The organism is Primorskyibacter sp. S187A (assembly GCF_049800955.1).
Taxonomy (GTDB): Bacteria; Pseudomonadota; Alphaproteobacteria; order Rhodobacterales; family Rhodobacteraceae; genus JAKVBH01.
The window spans coordinates 363,127-383,116 of record NZ_JBNAGA010000002.1; the positions used below are offsets into that span (position 1 = coordinate 363,127).

Annotated in this window: 20 protein-coding genes; 8 read left to right on the plus strand and 12 right to left on the minus strand. The window is 58.1% G+C overall.

Features of this window, described 5'->3' with window-relative positions:
- Positions 1-58: 58 nt before the first annotated feature.
- The 4 genes from ACP15S_RS12730 to bchF form a co-directional block, all read right to left on the minus strand.
- Complete coding sequence (locus ACP15S_RS12730) at positions 59-3,628, minus strand: magnesium chelatase subunit H (RefSeq protein WP_425040014.1); 3,570 nt, start codon at positions 3,626-3,628, stop codon at positions 59-61.
- The gene (bchB, locus tag ACP15S_RS12735) at positions 3,618-5,234 is read right to left on the minus strand and encodes a ferredoxin:protochlorophyllide reductase (ATP-dependent) subunit B (protein ID WP_425040015.1); all 1,617 of its coding nucleotides are present in this window, start codon (positions 5,232-5,234) and stop codon (positions 3,618-3,620) included. The genes ACP15S_RS12730 and bchB overlap by 11 nt, the downstream gene beginning before the upstream one ends.
- Positions 5,235-5,295: 61 nt before the next feature.
- The gene (locus ACP15S_RS12740) at positions 5,296-6,573 is read right to left on the minus strand and encodes a ferredoxin:protochlorophyllide reductase (ATP-dependent) subunit N (protein ID WP_425040016.1); all 1,278 of its coding nucleotides are present in this window, start codon (positions 6,571-6,573) and stop codon (positions 5,296-5,298) included.
- Positions 6,570-7,082: a 2-vinyl bacteriochlorophyllide hydratase gene (gene bchF, locus ACP15S_RS12745; protein ID WP_425040017.1), complete on the minus strand. Its 513-nt coding sequence runs from the start codon at positions 7,080-7,082 to the stop codon at positions 6,570-6,572. The genes ACP15S_RS12740 and bchF overlap by 4 nt, the downstream gene beginning before the upstream one ends.
- 314 nt (positions 7,083-7,396) lie before the next feature.
- Here bchF and ACP15S_RS12750 point away from each other — a divergent pair, with 314 nt between their 5' ends.
- Positions 7,397-8,182 (plus strand): cobalamin B12-binding domain-containing protein, encoded by a 786-nt coding sequence (locus ACP15S_RS12750; RefSeq protein ID WP_425040018.1) that lies wholly within the window; start codon positions 7,397-7,399, stop codon positions 8,180-8,182.
- Positions 8,183-9,604: a transcriptional regulator PpsR gene (ppsR, locus tag ACP15S_RS12755; RefSeq protein WP_425040019.1), complete on the plus strand. Its 1,422-nt coding sequence runs from the start codon at positions 8,183-8,185 to the stop codon at positions 9,602-9,604.
- 4 nt (positions 9,605-9,608) lie between these two features.
- On the opposite strand, the gene ACP15S_RS12760 is transcribed toward ppsR, so the two are convergent.
- Positions 9,609-9,977, minus strand: coding sequence for a VOC family protein (locus ACP15S_RS12760; RefSeq protein ID WP_425040020.1), 369 nt, complete (start codon positions 9,975-9,977; stop codon positions 9,609-9,611).
- A gap of 78 nt (positions 9,978-10,055) precedes the next feature.
- Between ACP15S_RS12760 and chlG the strand changes: the two genes are divergently transcribed.
- The 6 genes from chlG to ACP15S_RS12790 all read left to right on the plus strand — a co-directional run bounded on the left by chlG (position 10,056) and on the right by ACP15S_RS12790 (position 16,237).
- Positions 10,056-10,964 (plus strand): chlorophyll synthase ChlG, encoded by a 909-nt coding sequence (gene chlG, locus ACP15S_RS12765; protein WP_425040021.1) that lies wholly within the window; start codon positions 10,056-10,058, stop codon positions 10,962-10,964.
- Positions 10,961-12,247, plus strand: a complete 1,287-nt coding sequence (locus ACP15S_RS12770) for a BCD family MFS transporter (protein WP_425040022.1) — start codon at positions 10,961-10,963, stop codon at positions 12,245-12,247. The genes chlG and ACP15S_RS12770 overlap by 4 nt, the downstream gene beginning before the upstream one ends.
- Before the next feature lie 3 nt (positions 12,248-12,250).
- Positions 12,251-13,429, plus strand: coding sequence for a geranylgeranyl diphosphate reductase (locus tag ACP15S_RS12775; RefSeq protein ID WP_425040023.1), 1,179 nt, complete (start codon positions 12,251-12,253; stop codon positions 13,427-13,429).
- Positions 13,426-13,962, plus strand: coding sequence for an isopentenyl-diphosphate Delta-isomerase (idi, locus tag ACP15S_RS12780; RefSeq protein WP_425040024.1), 537 nt, complete (start codon positions 13,426-13,428; stop codon positions 13,960-13,962). Before ACP15S_RS12775 ends, idi begins: the two co-directional genes overlap by 4 nt.
- Positions 13,963-14,037: 75 nt before the next feature.
- The gene (locus tag ACP15S_RS12785; RefSeq protein ID WP_425040025.1) at positions 14,038-15,039 is read left to right on the plus strand and encodes an SDR family NAD(P)-dependent oxidoreductase; all 1,002 of its coding nucleotides are present in this window, start codon (positions 14,038-14,040) and stop codon (positions 15,037-15,039) included.
- Positions 15,040-15,061: 22 nt separating this feature from the next.
- Complete coding sequence (locus tag ACP15S_RS12790) at positions 15,062-16,237, plus strand: nucleotide sugar dehydrogenase (protein WP_425040898.1); 1,176 nt, start codon at positions 15,062-15,064, stop codon at positions 16,235-16,237.
- Between the two features lie 26 nt (positions 16,238-16,263).
- On the opposite strand, the gene ACP15S_RS12795 is transcribed toward ACP15S_RS12790, so the two are convergent.
- Genes ACP15S_RS12795 through fliE form a run of 7 tightly spaced genes read right to left on the minus strand, consistent with a single transcriptional unit; the run spans position 16,264 to position 19,989 of the window.
- On the minus strand, positions 16,264-16,758 hold the full coding sequence (locus ACP15S_RS12795; protein ID WP_425040026.1) for a flagellar basal body-associated FliL family protein: 495 nt from the start codon (positions 16,756-16,758) through the stop codon (positions 16,264-16,266).
- Positions 16,759-16,766: 8 nt separating this feature from the next.
- Complete coding sequence (flgH, locus tag ACP15S_RS12800) at positions 16,767-17,495, minus strand: flagellar basal body L-ring protein FlgH (RefSeq protein ID WP_425040027.1); 729 nt, start codon at positions 17,493-17,495, stop codon at positions 16,767-16,769.
- Positions 17,496-17,918: a flagellar basal body P-ring formation chaperone FlgA gene (flgA, locus tag ACP15S_RS12805; protein ID WP_425040028.1), complete on the minus strand. Its 423-nt coding sequence runs from the start codon at positions 17,916-17,918 to the stop codon at positions 17,496-17,498.
- Complete coding sequence (gene flgG / locus ACP15S_RS12810) at positions 17,918-18,703, minus strand: flagellar basal-body rod protein FlgG (RefSeq protein WP_425040029.1); 786 nt, start codon at positions 18,701-18,703, stop codon at positions 17,918-17,920. The genes flgA and flgG overlap by 1 nt, the downstream gene beginning before the upstream one ends.
- 3 nt (positions 18,704-18,706) lie before the next feature.
- The gene (locus tag ACP15S_RS12815; RefSeq protein WP_425040030.1) at positions 18,707-19,426 is read right to left on the minus strand and encodes a flagellar hook-basal body complex protein; all 720 of its coding nucleotides are present in this window, start codon (positions 19,424-19,426) and stop codon (positions 18,707-18,709) included.
- Positions 19,427-19,428: 2 nt separating this feature from the next.
- Positions 19,429-19,698 carry a flagellar biosynthetic protein FliQ gene (locus tag ACP15S_RS12820; protein ID WP_425040031.1) on the minus strand — a complete coding sequence of 90 codons (270 nt, stop codon included), beginning with the start codon at positions 19,696-19,698 and terminating at the stop codon, positions 19,429-19,431.
- Between the two features lie 3 nt (positions 19,699-19,701).
- Positions 19,702-19,989: a flagellar hook-basal body complex protein FliE gene (gene fliE, locus ACP15S_RS12825; RefSeq protein WP_425040032.1), complete on the minus strand. Its 288-nt coding sequence runs from the start codon at positions 19,987-19,989 to the stop codon at positions 19,702-19,704.
- Position 19,990: the final 1 nt, after the last annotated feature.

Sequence of the window (19,990 nt, forward strand, 5' to 3'; positions counted from 1 at the left end):
GCCGGGGGTGTGGGGGCTGGCCCCCACTGCGCCACCGGCAGATATGTGCGATTGGCTGTCATTCTGCGGCAATCCCTTCAAGACGATCCTCAAGCTGGTCCGCTGCCTCCTGCAGCGCGGCCAACGTCTCGGCATCGGGCTGCCAATAGGCGCGATCCGAGGCTTCGAGCAGGCGATTGGCCATACGGCTGGAGGCCGTTGGGTTCAGCTCCGCCAAACGCTCCCGCATCTCCGGATCAAGAACAAAGGTTTCCGAAATTCGCTGGTAAACCCAAGGATCAACCTGCCCCGTTGTGGCAGACCAACCCAGCGTATTGGTGACTTGCGCCTCGATCTGGCGGACACCCTCGGCGCCGTGCTTCAGCAACCCTTCAAACCATTTCGGGTTCAGGGAACGCGACCGCGTCTCGAGCGCGACCTGATCCTTGAGCGTCCGGATCTTGCCCGCGCCTCGTGTCTGATCAGAGATGTAGACCGCCGCTTCCTGACCGCCCCGCGCCCGTTTCACAGCACGGGAAATCCCGCCGAGCGTGTCGAAGTAATGATCAACCGTGGTGACACCAAGCTCAACGCTTTCCAGGTTCTGGTAAGCAACATCGACGGTCTTGAGCTGTGACTGCAAGAGATCGGCATTGGCCGTTGCCTTGCCGCTCACGCCATAGGCAAAGCTCTTGCGAGCCTCGTAGGCATCTGCCAGCTCGTCCTCTTCCCCAAAGGCTGAGCTGTCGACCAATGCGTTGACATTGGACCCATAGGCCCCTTCTGCATTGGAAAAGACACGCAAGGCCGCTGTCTCAAGATCGCAACCATGCTCTTCGACATATGCCAGGGCATGGGCGCGGATGAAGTTCATCTCCATAGGCTCGTCCGCAACAGCCGCTTTGTAGGAGGCTTCCGCCAGCATCCGCGTCTGGAGCGGGAGCAGATCGCGGAAAATGCCGGACAGTGTCATTACGACATCGATGCGCGGGCGTCCCAACTCTTCCAGCGGGATCAGATCCGCGCCCGACAGACGGCCAAAGCTGTCCATCCGCGGCCGCGCACCGATCAGGGCCAGCGCTTGCGCCAGAGGCGCGCCGTCGCTCTTGATATTGTCCGACCCCCAGAGCACCAGGGCGACCGTGCGCGGCAGCGTATCATGGGTCGCCAACAGAAGATCCGCCTGTTTCGCCCCATCGCGGCAGGCATACTCCGTGGGCATCCGGAAGGGATCAAACGCGTGGATGTTGCGCCCCGTCGGCAGCACATCTGTCGACCGGATCAGATCACCGCCCGGCACAGGCGCAATATAGCGCCCTTCAAGCGCCCGCATCAGCGCTGGCAGCTCCGCATCCTGCTGCAGCAACGCGTCAATATGAGCCCGTGTATCGTCATCCGCGCCTTCGATCAGGCGCAGATATTCGCCGCGCGCCGCATCACTGAAGGGCTGACCCACGACATGCAGACCCTCGGGGATAAGAGCATCTTCTGTCTCAAGCAGCTTGAGCCAAAGTTTGTCGGGATCGATATCTACCATGTCCACAGCACTGGCCTGCTCGGCAATCAATGCTTCCAGCTCACCGCGCTGCGCATCTCCGGCCTCCATCGCGCGCCAGCGCATCAGGCTATCTTTCAACTCCGTGAGGCCCTTGTAGAGGCCGGCCTGCGCGAGCGGAGGCGTAAGATGTGTGATCGTGACAGCGCCGGACCTGCGCTTGGCAAGCGACGCCTCGGATGGATTGTTGGACGCATACAGATAGACATTCGGCATCTCACCGATCAACCGATCGGGCCAATCCCGCGCGCCCAGCCCGGCTTGTTTGCCCGGCATGAATTCCAGTGCGCCATGCATGCCAAAATGCAAGACTACATCGGCTTCAAAGCTGTTCTTGAGCCACAGGTAGAACTGCGCGAAAGCATGGGTCGGCGCGAAGCCTTTCTCAAAGAGCAATCGCATCGGATCGCCCTCATAGCCAAAGGTCGGCTGAACGCCCACGAAGACATTGCCGAACTCACGGCCCAAAACAAAAACGCCGCGACCGTCCGACTGGATTTTGCCTGGCGCCGGGCCCCAAACGGCCTCGATCGCAGCCAGAGGCGGGGTATCGCGCACGATGTCATCGGCGCTGACATGGGCGGCAACATTTGCCTCCTGCCCATACTGCGCGGCATTACCCTTGAGCACAGCTTCACGCAGCTCTTCCAGACTTGCCGGAACATTGACCTGATAGCCGCGCGCTGCCATTGCATGCAACGTATTGTAAAGACTTTCAAAAACGCTGAGATAGGCCGCTGTACCAACAGCGCCCGCATTGGGCGGAAAGCCGAAGAGCACCACGGCAACCTTTTTGTCGGCATTGGCTTTCTGGCGCAAGGTCGCTGCCCGCAACGTCTTTTCTGCGAGACTGTCAATCCGCTCCAGACAGGGTGACATCTGCTTGGTCTCGGATTGGTTCGGGCAATTGTAATGACAGCCGTTGCAGCCTTCTTCGCCGTGCCGCCCGCCGAAAATCGTGGGGCAGGTCGCTCCATCCAGCTCCGGCAAAGCAATCAGCATCGTGGTCTCAATGGGGCCGAGGCCCTGATCCGATCCAGCCCATTGGCCAAGCGTCTGAAACTCGAGCGGGTGCGCCGCAATATAGGGCACATCCAGACCGGACAGGCTCTCAACTGCGGCTGCACTGTCGTTGTAGGCCGGTCCACCCACCAGGCTGAAGCCCGTGAGCGAGACCATGGCATCAATCTGGACACCAGCGTCCGTGTGAAAAAACGCGCGGATCGCGGGGCGCCCATCCAAACCACCAGCAAAGGCTGGCAAACACCGGATGCCCTTGGCTTCGAATGCCCGGATAACGGCGTCATAATGCGCGACGTCGTCAGACAGGACATAGGACCGCATCATCAGGAGCCCCACGGTGGCAACCGGACGATCCGGGCCGGGCACATCCGCAACATCCGTGGTTATGCGGCCGGGAAGATCAGGATGATACAGGCCAACATCGGGGTATTCGATGGGCGCGGCTGCTGCGCCGCCCAGCCATTCCGGACGGGTCTGCGCGTATTTGCCGAGCAAATACCGCACCATGGCTTCAATGTTGTCGTCAGAGCCACCGAGCCAATACTGCATGACCAGAAACCAAGAGCGCAGATCCTGCGCCTTGCCCGGGATCATCTTGAGCAGCTTGGGCAGCTTCTTGAGCTGCGCCATCCGCTTCTCGCCGGTCTCCACCGGGCTATCATCAGATTTTGGCTTGAGCTTCTTGAGAAGCTGCATCATCGGCGACGCGGGCTTGCTCATATCAAGCTTGCCGAGCTTTGTGAGCTTGATGATTTCTGCATCCGCAATGACACCGATCATGCCATCCACGCGATCCCGCACTGCGCGCAGATCATCCATGATGGGCGCAATGTGTTCTTCCAGAAACAGCAGATTGGCGACGATCATATCCGCTTGCGCGATCGCATCCTTGGCCGCACCCAACTCTTCGGGCGTCTCCGCCCAGGTGGCCGCCGCATGCACCGAGATATTGAGACCAGGGTAGTCCTGCACAAGCTTCACACCGGCCCGCGCAACAGGGCCAGCGGCGTGATGATCAAGCGTGATCACCACGATGTTGTACGGTTTCACCTGATCAAAATTATCGCGCATAATGGGCCTTTGCCTCATAGAGCGTATCGACGCTGATCTCGCTCACACCTTTTTCCGAAGCGAACTTTTCGGTGTTGCGCTTGGCCTTGCCGCGCACGAAGAATGGGATTTTCTTGAGCTCTTTTTCCGCCGCAGGAAGCCAGACGATCTCGAAGGAAGAGACTGTCTCCTCCTTCATCTTGCCAGACAAACTCCGGGGGGGGTCGCCCTCGGCGACGGGGGTCGCCATTGGAGCGCCATTGGTTCGAGAGACAATGGCGACGCCCCCCTCTTCGGCCTGAAGATCGCGCAGCGTTATCTTACCGCCGTGATGGCTGGCCCCATTGTCATCGTTGAACTCGAAATCCTCGCGGAACATCGTGAGCAGGTGCTCTTCGAGGCCCATCACAAGCGGATGCACCCAGGTGTCAAAGATCACGTTTGCGCCCTCAACGCCCATCTGGGGCGAGTAGCGGGCCGGGAAATCCTGCACGTGGACGGGCGCAGAAATGACGGCGCAGGGGATGCCCAGACGCTTTCCGATGTGGCGCTCCATCTGGGTGCCAAGGATCATCTCGGGCGCAAGCGCCTCGATGGTCTGCTCAACTTCCAGATAATCATCCGTGATCAGCGCCTCGACGCCAAATTCCTTGGCTGTTGTGCGGATCAGGCGGGCCTGCTCGCGGTTGTAGCACCCCATGCCGACGACCTCGAACCCCATCTCGTCGCGCGCGATGCGCGCGCAGGCCGCGACATGTGTGCCGTCGCCAAACAGGAAGACACGCTTGCCGGTCAGATATGTGCTGTCCACTGAAGAGGACCACCACGGCAGGCGCAGGCGGCTCTCGTCAAGATGCGCGGAAATACCCGTGATCTCAGCCACTTCCTTGACGAATTCGCGGGTCGCATTGACGCCAATAGGGATTGTCTTGGTGAAGGGGATCTTCAATTCCCGCTCCATCCAGCGACAGGCGCTTTCGCCGGTTTCCGGGTACATCAGGATGTTGATATGTGCCTGCCCGAGGCGCGTGATGTCCTGGGGCGTCGCGGGCATCGGCGCCACAACGTTCACTTCAATGCCCATATCGGCCAGCAGGCCCGTGAGCTCTTCGGTGTCGTCGCGGTGACGGAAGCCCAGCGCGGTCGGCCCAATCAGATTCGCGGTCACGCGTTCGGTCTTGTCCATCGGACGGGCCAGGGCGCGCACGATCTGGAAGAAGGTTTCATCGGCGCCAAAGTTCTCTTTGCGCTGGTACGATGGCAGTTCCAGCGGGATCACCGGCACGCCGAGATCCATGGTCTCCGACATGCCTCCGGGATCGTCCTGGATGAGCTCGGCTGTGCAGGACGCGCCGACGATAATCGCCTGCGGCTTGAACCGGTCAACAGCATCCTGACAGGCGCTCTTGAACAGATGCGCGGTGTCTTCACCGAGGTCGCGTGCCTGAAAGGTTGTGTAGGTCACCGGCGGGCGGTGGTTGCGGCGCTCGATCATGGTGAACAGCAGATCGGCATAGGTATCGCCCTGGGGGGCGTGCAGCACGTAGTGCAGGCCCTTCATACCAGTGGCAACGCGCATGGCGCCTACGTGAGGAGGGCCTTCATATGTCCAAACCGTCAGTTTCATGTCAGCCCCCTGGGGCTCTGCCCCAGACCCCGGAGTTTACTTGGCAAGATGAAAAAGCACATCATTGAGCGGCCTCCATCTTCAGAAGATTGCGGCGCCTGACGGGGCGGGAGAAGAGACCCGCCAAGTCGCCTGCCTGTTCGTAAAAATGCACAGGCGTGAAAACGAGTTCGATGGCCCATTTCGTAGTCAGCCCTTCGGCTTCCAGCGGATTGGCCAGACCGAGGCCACAAACCGTGAGGTCCGGGCGCGCGGCAAGGGCACGATCAAGCTGCAGGTCCACGTCCTGGCCCTCGGAAATCGTTGGGCCTTCGGACAGCAAGTCCAGATCCGGGCCTACGAGGCCTTTATGGATAAAGGGCGCGCCCACTTCGATAGCCTGCATGCCGCATTCACGGGTCAGGAAGCGCGCAAGCGGGATTTCCAACTGGCTGTCCGGGAAGAAGAAAACCGACTTTCCGTTCAAGGCTTCGGCCGCGTTTGCAATTGCCTTGCGCGCACGGGCGCGCGGGGCTGCGGTCACCTTGTCGAAGGTCTTTTGATCAACGCCGAACTCCTGCGCGATCGCTGCGAGCCAAGCGGTGGTCCCCTCTTCGCCAAAGGGGAACGGAGCCGCAAGATGGCGCGCGCCGCGCCGCACGAGCGCGTCGGCGGTGTCCCCCAGAAACGGCTGCGTTAGTGCAAAGACGCTATTGGGGCCAACGGCGAGATCGTTTTCCGCTCTGGGGGCAGGCAGGACCCGGAAGTTCTCGATGCCCATGGCGGACAACAGGCTCACCATTTGATCTTCGACAACATCGGGCAACGCGCCCACGAGCAGCAACTCGCGTGCGTCGGTCTCGGGCAAAACAGGCACCATGGCCGCAAGGCAGGCATCTTCACCTTGCGTGAAGGTCGTCTCGATGCCCGAACCGGAATAGGCCAGCACGCGCACATGCGGCGCATGCTCTGCGCTCAAACGCTCGGCTGCCTTGTTGAGATCAAGCTTGATCACCTCCGACGGGCAAGACCCCACGAGAAACAATTGTTTGATATCAGGGCGGCGCGACAGGAGGCGGCCCACTTCGCGATCAATTTCATCTTGCGCATCCGCCAGACCGGCAAGGTCGGTCTCTTCGAGGATGGCTGTGCCGAAACGGGGCTCGGCAAAGATCATGACGCCTGCAGCAGATTGCAGCAGATGCGCACAGGTACGCGAGCCGACAACAAGGAAAAAAGCATCCTGCATTTTTCGGTGCAGCCAGATGATTCCCGTCAGGCCGCAGAATACTTCGCGCTGACCGCGTTCTTTGAGGATGGGCGTGTGACCGCACCCCCGGCTCGGCGTCAGATCGTTCATACGACTATCTCCTGCTCGGATTGTTCGGTGCGTTCGCCTTCGAGGCGCGCCATGCGCAATTTCCACAGGAACTGAGCAGCGTTGAGGACGTAGGTCGCGTATGCCGCCAGCGCGAGCCACATGAGCTCTACAGGGGACAGTGCGCCTGAAAAGAGCGCCCAGAGATAAGCGGTGTGCAAAGCGATGACACCAAAGCTCACAACGTCTTCCCAAAAGAACGCATGGGCGAAGAGGTATTGGCCGAAGACAACCTTCTCCCAAATCGCGCCAGTGATCATGATGGCGTAGAGAAACCCGGTTTTGATCACGATGGACCAGGTGGCGGCTTCATAGCCCACACCCCAGAGAAGATACCGGCACACCAGAACCAGCGAGACCGCAAACACCACAAACTGCGCCGGTGCCAGAAGGCCCTGAATCAACGTCCAGACCGTTGCATCGCGCCTGGCGCGCTGCTCCGGTGTGTATAAGGCGCGTGATGCGCTTTGGTGGCTTGGGCGATATGCCATCGTCTTGCGACTCCCCTCGCGTAGTGCCCCAAGGGTAGGCTCTCTCCCAGATGTGTCAACTAAATCTTACATGTAACGCGTGCATTCGTTCCATTGCAGTGAAAATAGCACTGATTCGCGCTGACTTTGAGAAAACCCAATAATTATTGAGCTTATATTGCAGTGTATAAGGTCAGATTCGAGACCTTTACCCGAGGTTTGGAGAAATATGTCTATTTTCTTTGACATTCCTGCTGAATGCTTCATCCTACGAGTGCGGGTGAATAAGAGCCCGCAGCGAGAACGCGGGCCCAGGACAGCGAGGGTGCACGCAGATGGACCAGAGAACAAAAACAAAGGAGGCTGAAGGTTGGCCGACGGCACAAACCATTCAAGGTTTGGCCCGTGAAGTTGTGTCCCGCATGGGACAACAGGTGCAACCCTCAAGCGCGGTTCGTGTGAGCGTGTTGGACAAACTGGTAACTCAAATTCTAACCCGCGGCCTCTTTGACGCCGAGCGCATTGCAGCAATACTGCGGAGCCAGCGTCTGAGCGATCTGGAAACACTCCATCACTACATCCCGACCGCCGCACGCCGGCTTGGTCAGATGTGGAGCGAAGACATCATTGGTTTTGCGGAAGTGTCTATTGGCACGGCGCGCTTGCAAGCGCTTGCCCATGAAATTGCCAGCCATGGCACCATGGAAAGCGATCGCGCGGCGCCGCAAGACATCAGCATTCTCGTCGTGACAGATGAGGCCGAGGATCATTCCCTTGGCGCCGTGACATTGTGCACGCTTCTGAGGCGGCGCGGATACAACACCCATCTCAGGCTCGGAGTGAACAGCAACGCCCTAGTTGCAGAGTTCAAAAATACGCAGCATGATGTTGTCATGTTCTCGTGTTCACGCCCTGAGGGACTTGCATCTCTGGCGCGCACCATTAAAGACGTGCGCAGACGTGTTGGTAACGCTACCGTGCTGGCCGTTGGCGGTGTCGTTCTTGATCATGCATCCGATATTCAGGAGAAAACCGGAGCTGATCTCGTGACTCGTGACATGAACCAGGTTCTCAAACTTGCCATGTCGTTCCGCAAAGGCAGGATAAGTGTGGTCAGGTAAATGAACACGACAGGTTCAAAATTCTGGTCTAGCGGTGCAGTACCGCATATCGAGCCGGAAGAATTGCGGTCCATTCTTTCCGTGGCCTCCGACATTGCATTGGTAGTGTCGAAAGACGGGATCATTCATTCTGTTCTGATCAATGCGAATGACACATCTTACGGAAACCTGTCCCATTGGGAAGGACGCTCCATCGAAGAGTTCCTGACCAGCGACAGCTACCACAAGTGGCAACGCGCGGTGGATGCGTTCATTTCCGGGTATCAGCCGAGACCCGTCGAGATCAATCACACCGATAACGCCAATTGGGAGTTCCCAATTCGCTACACGTTCCACCAGGTTGGGTCCGAGGACACCATTCTGATGCTAGGCCGGGATCTGCGCCCAATAGCAGAGACCCAACAACAGCTGGTGCAGGCGCAAATGGCGCTGGAGCGCGGATATGAAGCGCGTCGTGAATTCGACAGTCGCTACCGGATGCTTCTCGCATCGACGCGTGAGCCAATCGTGTTTGTCTCGACCGGATCCGGTCGGGTGATCGATCTGAACGAGCCTGCGGCGTCTCTGCTGGGCGGGAACCGTGACGCGCTGACCGGCGTGACATTCGCCAATGAGTTCAAGGATAAACGCGGCTCGGAATTTATCGATAGCCTGGTACATCTGGCTGTGTCGGATAGTGGATCCGAGATGTCGACGACGACCCGCCAATCGAAGCGTCTGGTCCGTATTGAACCGGTTGTCTTCCGTGCAGCTGGCGACAGGGTCCTGCTGTGTCGTATCGAACCTGCTGAATCGCAGTCCGGGTCCACGGGTGATCACTTGATGCTGAACCTGTCAGCGCTCTACCAAAAGGGCGCGGACGCCATGCTGTTTACCGACGGCAACGGCACAATTGAAGCGGCGAATGACGCGTTTCTCGATCTGGCCGATGCGGCGCATCTCTCTGATGTGCGCGGCCGCCCGCTTTCGGATTTCCTCGCAAGAGGGCAAGTCGATCTTGCGGTTCTTCTGGATAATGCGAAGCGTGAAGGCCAGATGCGGATGTACGCGACGAAGCTGACCAACGATTTTGGTGCAGTCACGCCGATTGAGGCCGCCGCAACATGGCTCAGCGATCGCTCTCCGCCACAGGTGGCTTTCGTCATTCGAGATACCGGCCGCGCGGAGGCCATGCGTCGGTCCAGTGGTTCCATTGATGATCCCGCACAGTCAAATGTCGTCGATCTTGTGGGCACGTCTAGCCTCAAGGAAATCGTTGCCGAGACGACGGATGTCGTTGAAAAGATGTGCATCGAAGCGGCTGTCGAATTGACGAACAACAATCGTGTCGCCGCAGCTGAGATGTTGGGTTTGTCCCGTCAGAGTCTCTACGTGAAGCTGCGCAAATACGGTCTGCTCGCACGCGACAACTCAGACGGATAAGCGCTCAACGGTGCTGGTCGATCAGAATGGGCAGACCGTCCGGATCCATTACAACAAAACTGGCAGGCCCTGTCTCGCCACCCTGTTCCTGTAAGATCTCCAGCCCGGCAGCTTTGAGCTTTTCCTTGATTGTTCTGATATCTTCGAAGGGATCGACCGGTTTGGCGCCCTGATCCCACCCGGGATTGAATGTGAGCATCTGACCCTCGAACATCCCCTGAAACAAACCGATCAAGACATCGCCCTGCTTCATGATGAGATAGCCATGCGCATCCTCTCCCGCAAAAAGTGTAAACCCGAGCGTTTCATAAAACTGACGTGATGCCGACAGGTCCGAAACAGCGATTGAAACCGAAAAAGCGCCCAAAGACATGGTTTTCTCTCCAAAAAGCGGCTTGGGGCCCTGACTTTTTCCTTGCCCCGACTCGAGTCTTATATACATAGTTGACACATGAGTGTCAGCCAAAGTTTACACACACGCACTTACCCAGACCCGGCAGCAGCCTTGCAATTGATCAAACCGATCACGTGGTTTCCGCCGATGTGGGCCTATTTGTGCGGGGTCATTTCATCCGGTGAACCGATCTCCTCGGCGCCCTGGATGGTCATCCTTGGCGTTTTGCTCGCGGGCCCGATTGTCTGCGGCATGAGTCAGGCCGCGAATGATTGGTGCGATCGTCATGTCGACGCCATCAATGAGCCCAATCGCCCGATCCCGTCTGGCCGCATTCCCGGGCGTTGGGGCCTCTACATCGCTCTGATGATGTCGGGCCTGTCCCTCGCCGTTGGCGCGCTTTTGGGGCCATGGGGTTTCGCCGCGACCGTGGTTGGCGTTCTTGCTGCATGGGCCTATTCCGTCGAACCCATCCGCATGAAGCGCTCGGGCTGGTGGGGGCCCGGCCTCGTTGGCCTGTCTTACGAAAGCCTGCCCTGGTTCACCGGCGCCGCCGTCTTGGCACATGGCGCGCCGAGCGGACCAACCATCGTCATCGCCCTGCTCTACGGTATTGGCGCGCACGGCATTATGACGCTCAACGATTTCAAGGCCTTGGAAGGTGATCGCCAAATGGGCGTCAACTCCTTACCCGTCACCCTTGGCCCCGAACGCGCCGCACGCGTCGCCTGCTGGGTGATGGCGGTGCCGCAAGTGGCCGTCATTGCGCTTCTGACATATTGGGGCATGCTCTGGCATGCATGGGGCATCTTCGCGCTCCTGCTCGCACAATTCTTCTCCATGCGGGTCTTGCTCTCTGACCCCAAGGGCCGCGCGCCCTGGTACAATGGCGCGGGCGTGACGCTATACGTTTCCGGAATGATGGTCGCAGCCTTTGCTCTAAGATCCGTGGAGGCCTTGTGGTGAAGCTTTCGTGGTTTGACATCTTCCGCATGGGGCTGGTTCAGCTCTGTCTTGGCGCCGTCGTTGTCCTGACAACATCAACGCTCAATCGCCTGATGGTCGTGGAGCTTGCCCTGCCCGCCGTTTTGCCCGGCCTTCTCGTTGCCCTGCACTACAGCATTCAGATCACGCGGCCCAACTGGGGCTATCGCTCTGACACCGCAGGAAATCGCACGCGCTGGATCATTGGCGGTATGGCGGTTCTCTCCGCAGGAGCCTTTATGGCCTCTATCGGCGTGGTCGTCATGGAGACCCAAGCCAGTCTCGGCCTCGCGCTGTCCATTCTGGCCTATGCCTTGATCGGTGTTGGCGTAGGCGCCTCGGGCACGTCGCTCTTGGCGTTCCTTGCAACAGCGACAGCCGAACGTCGGCGCGCCGCTGCCGCCACGATCACATGGCTGATGATGATCTTTGGCATCGCAGTCACCGCCGGGACCGTAGGCGCATTTCTGGACCCCTATTCCCCGGCATTGCTCTTGAAAATCGTGGCGATCGTCACCCTCGGCGCCGTCGTGCTGACGTCACTGGCCATGTGGGGCGTTGAAGCGCGAGTTGACGCGCAGCCGGAGCGCAAGGACGAAACGCCATTCATGGTTGGTCTTCGCGAAGTCTGGGCGGAACGTGACGCGCGCGTCTTTACGCTGTTCATCTTCCTGTCGATGACCGCCTATTTCATGCAAGAGCTCATCCTTGAACCCTATGCGGGTTTGGTCTTCGCGTTTTCGCCCGGGCAATCGACCCAGCTGTCAGGCGCGCAAAATGGCGGCGTCTTTCTCGGCATGCTGGCGGTTGGTATTGCGGCCACAGGGCTGCGGATCGGGTCTCTCAAAGCCTGGGTGATTACCGGGTGTATCGGCTCATCCGCCAGCTTGCTCGCGATAATGGCGCTGGGGCAAAGCGGACCCGGTGCGCCACTGGTGCCTGCCGTCGTGACGCTGGGGCTTTTCAACGGCATGTTTGCTGTCGCGGCAATCGGCTCAATGATGGCTTTGGCCAGTCAGGGGCGCGACGCGCGCGAGGGCACACGAATGGGCATTTGGGGCGCGGCCCAAGCGATTGCCGCAGGCTTTGGCGGGCTGCTCGGCGCCGCCGCTGCGGATGTCCTGAGACGCGTTCTTTCAGATGATGCGACGGCTTTTGGAGCCGTTTTCACCGTCGAAGCGGGGCTTTTCCTCGTTGCGGCTTTCATGGCTTTGCGCGTGATGGGCGACAGGCCCGAACGCGCCGAATTGGTTCCGGGGGAATAGATCATGTTTGATGTTGTCGTAGTTGGAGGCGGTCCGAGCGGCGCGACTGCTGCCGAAGATCTGGCACGCTCGGGCCACAAGGTTGCGCTTTTGGACCGCGAAGGGCGGATCAAGCCCTGCGGCGGCGCGATCCCGCCAAGGCTGATGCAGGATTTCCACATTGGAGAGGATCAACTGCTGACCAAGGTCAACACCGCGCGCATGATCTCTCCGACGGGCCGCTCCGTGGATATTCCGATTGAAAACGGGTTCGTTGGCATGGTCGACCGGAAGGATTTCGACCCCTACCTGCGCCAACGCGCGCGCGACGCGGGTGCCGACTACCGGGTTGGCACATTTGTCAGAATTGATCGCACCGCCGATGAGACAGCCGTCATTTATCGCGACAAGGCCAGCGGGACGGAAATGCGCCTGCCCACAAAACTGGTGATTGGGGCGGATGGCGCAAAGTCAAAAGTGGGCCGGGCCGAGGTGCCTGATGCAGACAAGGTACCGCTTGTGTTTGCCTATCATGAGATCATCGCCGCGCCGCCCAAGAACGACGTCTATGATCCCAAACGCTGCGACGTGATCTATGATGGCGCGATCAGCCCAGACTTCTACGGCTGGGTCTTCCCCCATGGTGGAACGACCAGCGTTGGCATGGGTACGGAAAACCCATCGGTTGACCTGAAAGCCGCCACCGCTGCGCTGCGCAAAGCATCCGGCCTGGAAGAATGTGAGACCTTGCGCAAAGAAGGCGCGCCGATCCCGCTCAAACCGATGGATCGTTGGGACAACGGCAAGGATGTTGTGCTGGCGGGGGATGCCGCAGGCGTCGTGGCGCCCAGTTCTGGTGAAGGCATTTATTACGCCATGGTCGGCGGTCGCGTCGCGGCAACGGCGGCAGCGGCTTGCCTCGCATCCGGCCGCGTGAGCGATCTGCGGCTCGCGCGCAAGCTTTTCATGAAAGAGCATAAAACAGTCTTCCGTGTTCTTGCATCGATGCAAAACGCCTATTATCGCTCCGATGAGCGGCGTGAACGTTTTGTTTCCCTGTGCCATGATATCGATGTGCAGCGGCTGACGTTTGAGGCCTATATGAACAAGAAACTCGTCAAGGCCCGGCCCATGGCTCACCTCAAGATCGGCGTGAAAAACCTCGCACATCTGACGCGTCTCGTCTCCCCGGTATTCACGTGAGTATCCTGATCCCCGCCTGGGTCGACGGCAAACTCGAGCCCGTTGAAAAGCTGGACGTGCACAAACGCGGCCTGCGGCATAAAGCCGTGTCGGTTTTTGTTCTGCGGGATGAGCAAATCCTGCTGCAACAACGCGCTTTGGAAAAATATCATACGCCCGGCCTTTGGGCCAACACATGTTGCACACACCCCGATTGGGGCGAAAGCTCCGAAGCTTGCGCGATCCGGCGCTTGAAAGAAGAGCTGGGCATTACAGGCCAGGTGCCGCAATTTCGCCAGCGCGCGGAGTACCGTGCCGATGTTGGCAACGGCATGATCGAGCACGAACTCGTTGATATATTCATCGTCGATGCCACACGTGACATGGGCATTGAGCTGAACCCCGAAGAGGTCCGCGATACCCGATGGATCAGCTTCGCGGATCTGGCCCACGAGGTCGCCACACGCCCAGAAATCTTTACACCATGGCTGCGGATCTATCTGCAGGAGCACTCCGTGGCGATCTTTGGCCGGGCGGGGATTGCCGCTCAGTAACCCCGCGACCAGACTTCCCCTTTCCCTGTCCAGACCTTTGGCGTATCTGAGCGCATCGAAGACGCAGGTAGGGTCATGCGCAAAGCTCTCGTCACCGGTGCTGCCGGATTCATTGGATTTCACGTTTCAAAGCGGCTTCTTGCCGAAGGCTTTGAGGTCATCGGGCTCGATTCGATGTCTGATTACTATGACGTGTCTCTGAAGCAGGCCCGGCTCGATGACCTTCGCAGCGAGGCGTTTGAATTCGTCAAGGGACAGGTCGAAACTCCGGACCTTCTGAGATCGCTCTTCGAGACCCATCGGCCCGATCTTGTTGTTCATCTCGCAGCCCAAGCCGGGGTGCGTCATTCCATCGAGGCCCCTCGCGAGTACCTCGAGGCAAATATCGTTGGGACCTTCGAGCTTCTCGAAGCCGCGCGGGCCAATCCGCCGCAACACATGCTGCTGGCGTCGACCTCGTCGGCCTATGGGGCCAACACACAGATGCCCTATCGGGAGGATATGCGAACGGATCATCAGATGTCGTTTTACGCAGCCACCAAGAAGTCCACCGAAGCCATGGCGCACAGCTATGCGCATCTTTATGGTCTGCCGATCACGATGTTCCGCTTCTTCACAGTCTACGGTCCGTGGGGTCGCCCGGATATGGCGCTATTCAAGTTCACCAAGGCCGTGTTTTCAGACACGCCGATTGACGTCTACAATCACGGCGACATGAAGCGCGATTTCACCTATATCGACGATCTTGTCGATGGAATCTGGCACTTGGCGCACAGCATTCCAGATGCGGCCGCCGCACAGGACAACGACAGCTTGTCGCCCGTCGCGCCCTGGCGGGTGGTTAATCTGGGCCGGGGCACTCCCGTTCAACTGACCGACTTCATCGAAGCCATTGAGGCCGCGACCGGCCGCAAGGCGAAGCGCAATATGATGGATATGCAGCCTGGTGACGTTCCCGCCACATGGGCTGATACATCTTTGATGCAGGCCCTTGCAGGCCCCATGCAGAACACCGATGTTGCCACCGGCGTCGCCCGCTTTGTTGCTTGGTATCGCGACTTTTACAAAATTGAATAGAAAAAGAATAAGGGCCATCACCATGGAACGCGCAAAAATTGCCGTCGCGGGCATCGGATATGTCGGGCTGTCCAACGCTGTCTTGCTTTCTCAGCACAATGACGTCGTCGCGGTTGATCTTTCCAAAGATCGGGTCGACATGGTCAATGCGCGCCAATGTCCGATCGTCGACGCGGAAATGGAAGAATTTCTGAACAACCACAGCCTTTCGCTCAGCGCGACGACCAACGGGCCGGAGGCGTTTTCCGATGCAGAATACGTCATCGTGGCGACGCCAACCAACTATGACCCGGACACAAATTACTTCGATACATCCAGTGTCGAGGCCGTCATAAAGCAGGTCATTTCGGTGAACCAAGACGCCTGTATTGTCATCAAATCAACGATTCCCGTCGGTTTTACAGAGCGCGTCAGCGCGGACCTGGGGACAGATCAGGTCATCTTCAGCCCTGAATTTTTGCGCGAAGGCCAGGCGTTGAAGGACAACCTCTACCCCTCACGCATCGTGATTGGCGAAGACAGCCCGCGCGGCCATCGGTTTGCTGCGTTGCTGGCGCAGGGAGCTGTAAAGAAAGATATCCGGACCCTGTTTACCGGCGCTTCCGAAGCCGAGGCGATCAAGCTCTTCGCCAACACCTATCTTGCTATGCGGGTGGCCTATTTCAACGAGCTGGACAGCTACGCGCTAAGCTATGGTTTGAACCCGCGTGAAATCATCGACGGTGTCTCGCTCGACCCTCGCATCGGCGATCACTACAACAACCCGTCGTTTGGATATGGCGGGTATTGCCTCCCGAAGGACACCAAACAACTTTTAGCCAACTATTCCGCTGTGCCGCAAAACATCATGACCGCAATCGTAGAAGCCAACCGCACCCGGAAAGACTTCATTGCCGATCAAATCATCGCTCGCGCGCCAAAAATCGTTGGTGTGCATCGTCTTGTGATGAAGGCCGGATCGGACAATTTTAGGCAAAGCTCGGTTCAAGGCATTATGAAGCGGATCAAGGCGAAGGGCATCGAAGTGATCGTCTACGAGCCTGCGCTGGAGGACGACATGTTTTTCGGCTCCCGCGTGTTCCGCGATATTGATGCTTTCAAAAAGGAAGCGAACGTCATTGTCGCAAACAGGCTCACGGAAGAATTGGCAGACGTTGCGGGCAAAGTGTTTACGCGTGATCTGTTCGGCGAGAGCTAAAGCACAAACCGAAAAGAGCAGGACGCCTAAGCATCCTGCCGCGCGATTTCCGTAATCAATACATCTGATACCATGTCCCCAACGGCGTCCGTGGAGGCTTCCAGCAGAGCCCGTCGCAATACTTTTAGCGTATTGGAACTGGTGAATGCTCCATCAAATCCGCCGATATTGGCATGATCAAACAGGACTTGCAGAAAGGTATCCCGGAGCTTTGGCTCTCGTGAATAGACATCCTCTGCCGTGCCAGCATCTACCTCAACGCTGAGAGAAACGACAACCATTCCGCTCACTCGGTCTTCTGCAACCAAAGGAACAACAAATTGGTTGCTCAATTCAACGTATTCCTTCGTCAGATCCGCTTCAGGCTCCTTCACCTCAGCAAGATCTTCAGCTTTTTCAACGGGTACACAATGCTCCGCGGCATCAGCCATCTCTGCCGGGTCCGGGCGCAGGGCAAGCCCCGCGCCTACCCCGCCACCGATACCGATCAAAGCGAGCAAAATTGGCAAAATCTTTTTCATGGTACCCCTCAGAACGGCAAGACGGCATCGAGAATTTGCTGTCCGATTCGTGGTTGTTGAACATCCGTAATCTGGCCACGACCGCCGTAGGAAATGCGCGCCGATGCGATGTTGTCGTAGGTAATCTCATTTTGGCGGGAAATGTCTTCCGGCCGGACATAGCCAGAGACCAACAACTCCCTCAATTCGAAGTTAACGCGCACTTCTTGAGATCCCTCAATCGCCAACACACCATTCGGAAGCGTATCGACAACCGTAGCCGCGATCCGAAGCGTCAGCTTCTCACGGCGCTTGACAGAACCATCGCCCCCGGAGCTCGAGTCCGCCTGCAGGTCCACAGCATCGGCAAGCGTTGCGCCGGTCGGAAGATCAGGATCGACACGTTGTGGCAGCCCGAGGAGCTGCGGGATCGAGAGACTTTCAGAACTCGAACGCGATCTTTGCGACGAATTCGAGATTTCCGCTCGATCATCAATTTCAATCACCACGGTCAGAATGTCTCCGCGCTTTGCTGCGCGCTGATCTCCGAGTAGCGATCTCTGCCCAGCGCTCCAAAGGGACGACTGGCGCGCGGGGACTTGTGCAAAATAGGACGCGTCAGGTTCCGGGCTGCGCATGGCCACCACGTCAGATCCCGTTTGAGTCTCGCTCAAAGTCGGAGGTTTTCCGATATGATCGATGCGCGCACATCCGGCGGCCGCCAAGAGAACAAAAGACACCAAACATAAGCTACGCATTTACTGACCCACCTTGATACTGCCGTCGGCTTGAATAATTCCGAAAAGAGTTGTGCGCGACGCGAGATTCATGACGCGTACACTATCGCCCGCAGCGCCACGACCCAGAGCACGGCCATCCGCAAAAATCTCAAGACCGCCCTTTGAAAAAACCAGTTGAACGACCTCGTTTCGTTCAACCAAGGCCGGTGGCCCAATGTCTCCTGGATGGACAGGGCGTCCGGCATAAAGCGCGACGCGCGATTCCATGCCCTGCAGCTCACGAATGTCTCTAATGGCCCCCTTGATATCGCTTGGGTGCACCGCGAAATCTGAGGCGCTAAGCATCGTGTTGGGCCGGATTGTCCGCGTGGGCACGAGAATGTCAGCCAACAGGCTCGTGCCACAGAGGCATACGATGAGAGTAACCAAGATACGTTTCATCAGCGCACCTGCGTGGTTGCACCAAGCATTTGATCCGCCGCTGAAATCACTTTTGAGTTCAGCTCATACCCGCGCTGTGCTTCAATGAGTTCTGTGACCTCCCGGACAGCATCAACGGAGCTGTCTTCAAGATAACCCTGACGCAGTATTCCGAAACCATCTTGACCAGGCGTCGAAACGATAGCGGCGCCAGAGGCTTCTGTTTCGAGGAACAAATTGCCACCAATCGCCTCCAAACCTTTTGCATTGGCAAAACCGGCAATACTGATTTGACCCAACAGCTGCGCTTCGGCAGTGCCTTGAAAGTAGGCATAGACTTCGCCATCGGCGTTGATCGAAATAGACCGCGCGTCGTTGGGAATGACAATCTCCGGCGAAACTGGCAGGCCATCGGATGTCACGATGAGGCCTTCAGCATTGCGCTTGAGGGCACCGTCACGGGTGTATCCCGCTTGTCCGGACGGCAAAGTCACTTCCAAGTACCCACGACCATCGACGGCAACGTCAAGATCGCTGCCCGTCTGGGTCAAAGCGCCTTGCTGCAAGTTCACCGAGACCGCTGATGGCCTTACGCCGAGGCCCAGCTGAACGCCTGTTGGCAAGACGGTACCATCGGATGAATTTACAGTCCCTGCTCGGGCGTATTGCTGGTAGTGGAGGTCGGCGAATTCCGCGCGACGCGGATTATACCCCGTGGTCGACATGTTCGCGAGGTTGTTCGAGATCGTCTCGACGCGCATTTGCTGCGCCATCATGCCCGTGGCTGCGATTTTCAGTGCACGCATGTCTTATCCTCGTTTGATAAAGGTTTGAATTGCCGTCTTGATGCGCTCGTGCTCGGATTCCATGAAGCTTTGCCCCATTTCATAGGCACGCTGCACTTCGATCATCCGGGCAATTTGAGCCATCGGGTTTACGTTTGAATTCTCAACGAAACCCTGCACGATGCGTGACTCTGGATCGGCTTCAAAGCCTGCATCGGTACGGAACATTACGCCGTCCTCCCGGGACAAGTCAGTCATGTCTACGGGGCGAACAACACCAAGCTGTCCGATCAATCTACCATCAGCGCTCATGGTGCCATCAGCAGACACGGACAGGTCCGTCGCGTCCGGCGGTACAAACAGCGGTGCGCCTCCGGCATCGAGAACCGCAAAACCATCATGGGTCACGAGGTCACCCGCTGCGCTGAGCGAAAAACTCCCGGATCGCGTCAAACGCTCGCCAGCGGGGGTGTTGATCAGAAAAAAACCCTCGCCTTCAATCGCAAAATCAAGTTGGCCGCCCGTCTTGGTCAGCGCGCCTTGTTCCATGGATGTGTTTTTGACATTTGCAGAGGCCATGGAGAGCGATGCGCCGCCGTCTATGCGGTTTACGTGTTCGGAGAACATAATCCCTTCACTGCGAAAACCCGTCGTCGCAGAGTTCGCGATATTGTTGGCAACGACCTGCATCTCTCGCATCAAACCCGACTGGCGCGTCAGCGTTGTGTAACCTGCATTATCCATTCTTATCCTCCAATTATCATTGGCACGAGAACGTCCTGGAAATAGGACACCAGTGACTGCGTCATGAAGCTCATCGACACCCAGAAAACGGCAACAATTGCACCCAGTTTTGGTACAAAGGTCAGTGTCATTTCCTGTATCGATGTGAGAGCTTGGAAGAGGCCGATGGCGACGCCCGCAATCAAGGCTGCAGCAAGGATCGGGGTCGACATGACGACAGATATCCAAAGGCCTTGCCTGAGAGCGTCGAAAAAAGCGGCTTCACCCAGCATCGCTTACACCGGCATCCGCAGGATTTCCTGATACGCCTCAACCACTTTGTCTCGCACCGCAACGACTGTTTCAATCGCAAGCTCCGATTGCGACAGAGCCTGTACAAGTGCGTGCGGATCCGCGTCGCCTACCATTGCAGCTTTTGCTGTTTGTTCGCTGGTTTGAAGCGTTTCCGTGAAGTCTTTGGCCGCCGCGGCCAGGGTTTCACCCAGGCCGGGCTCCTTTGCACGGGCTTCAGTCGCGGGTTTGGCTGCGGCGTATTTCTGCGCCGCTATTGCTCGAACGTCCATT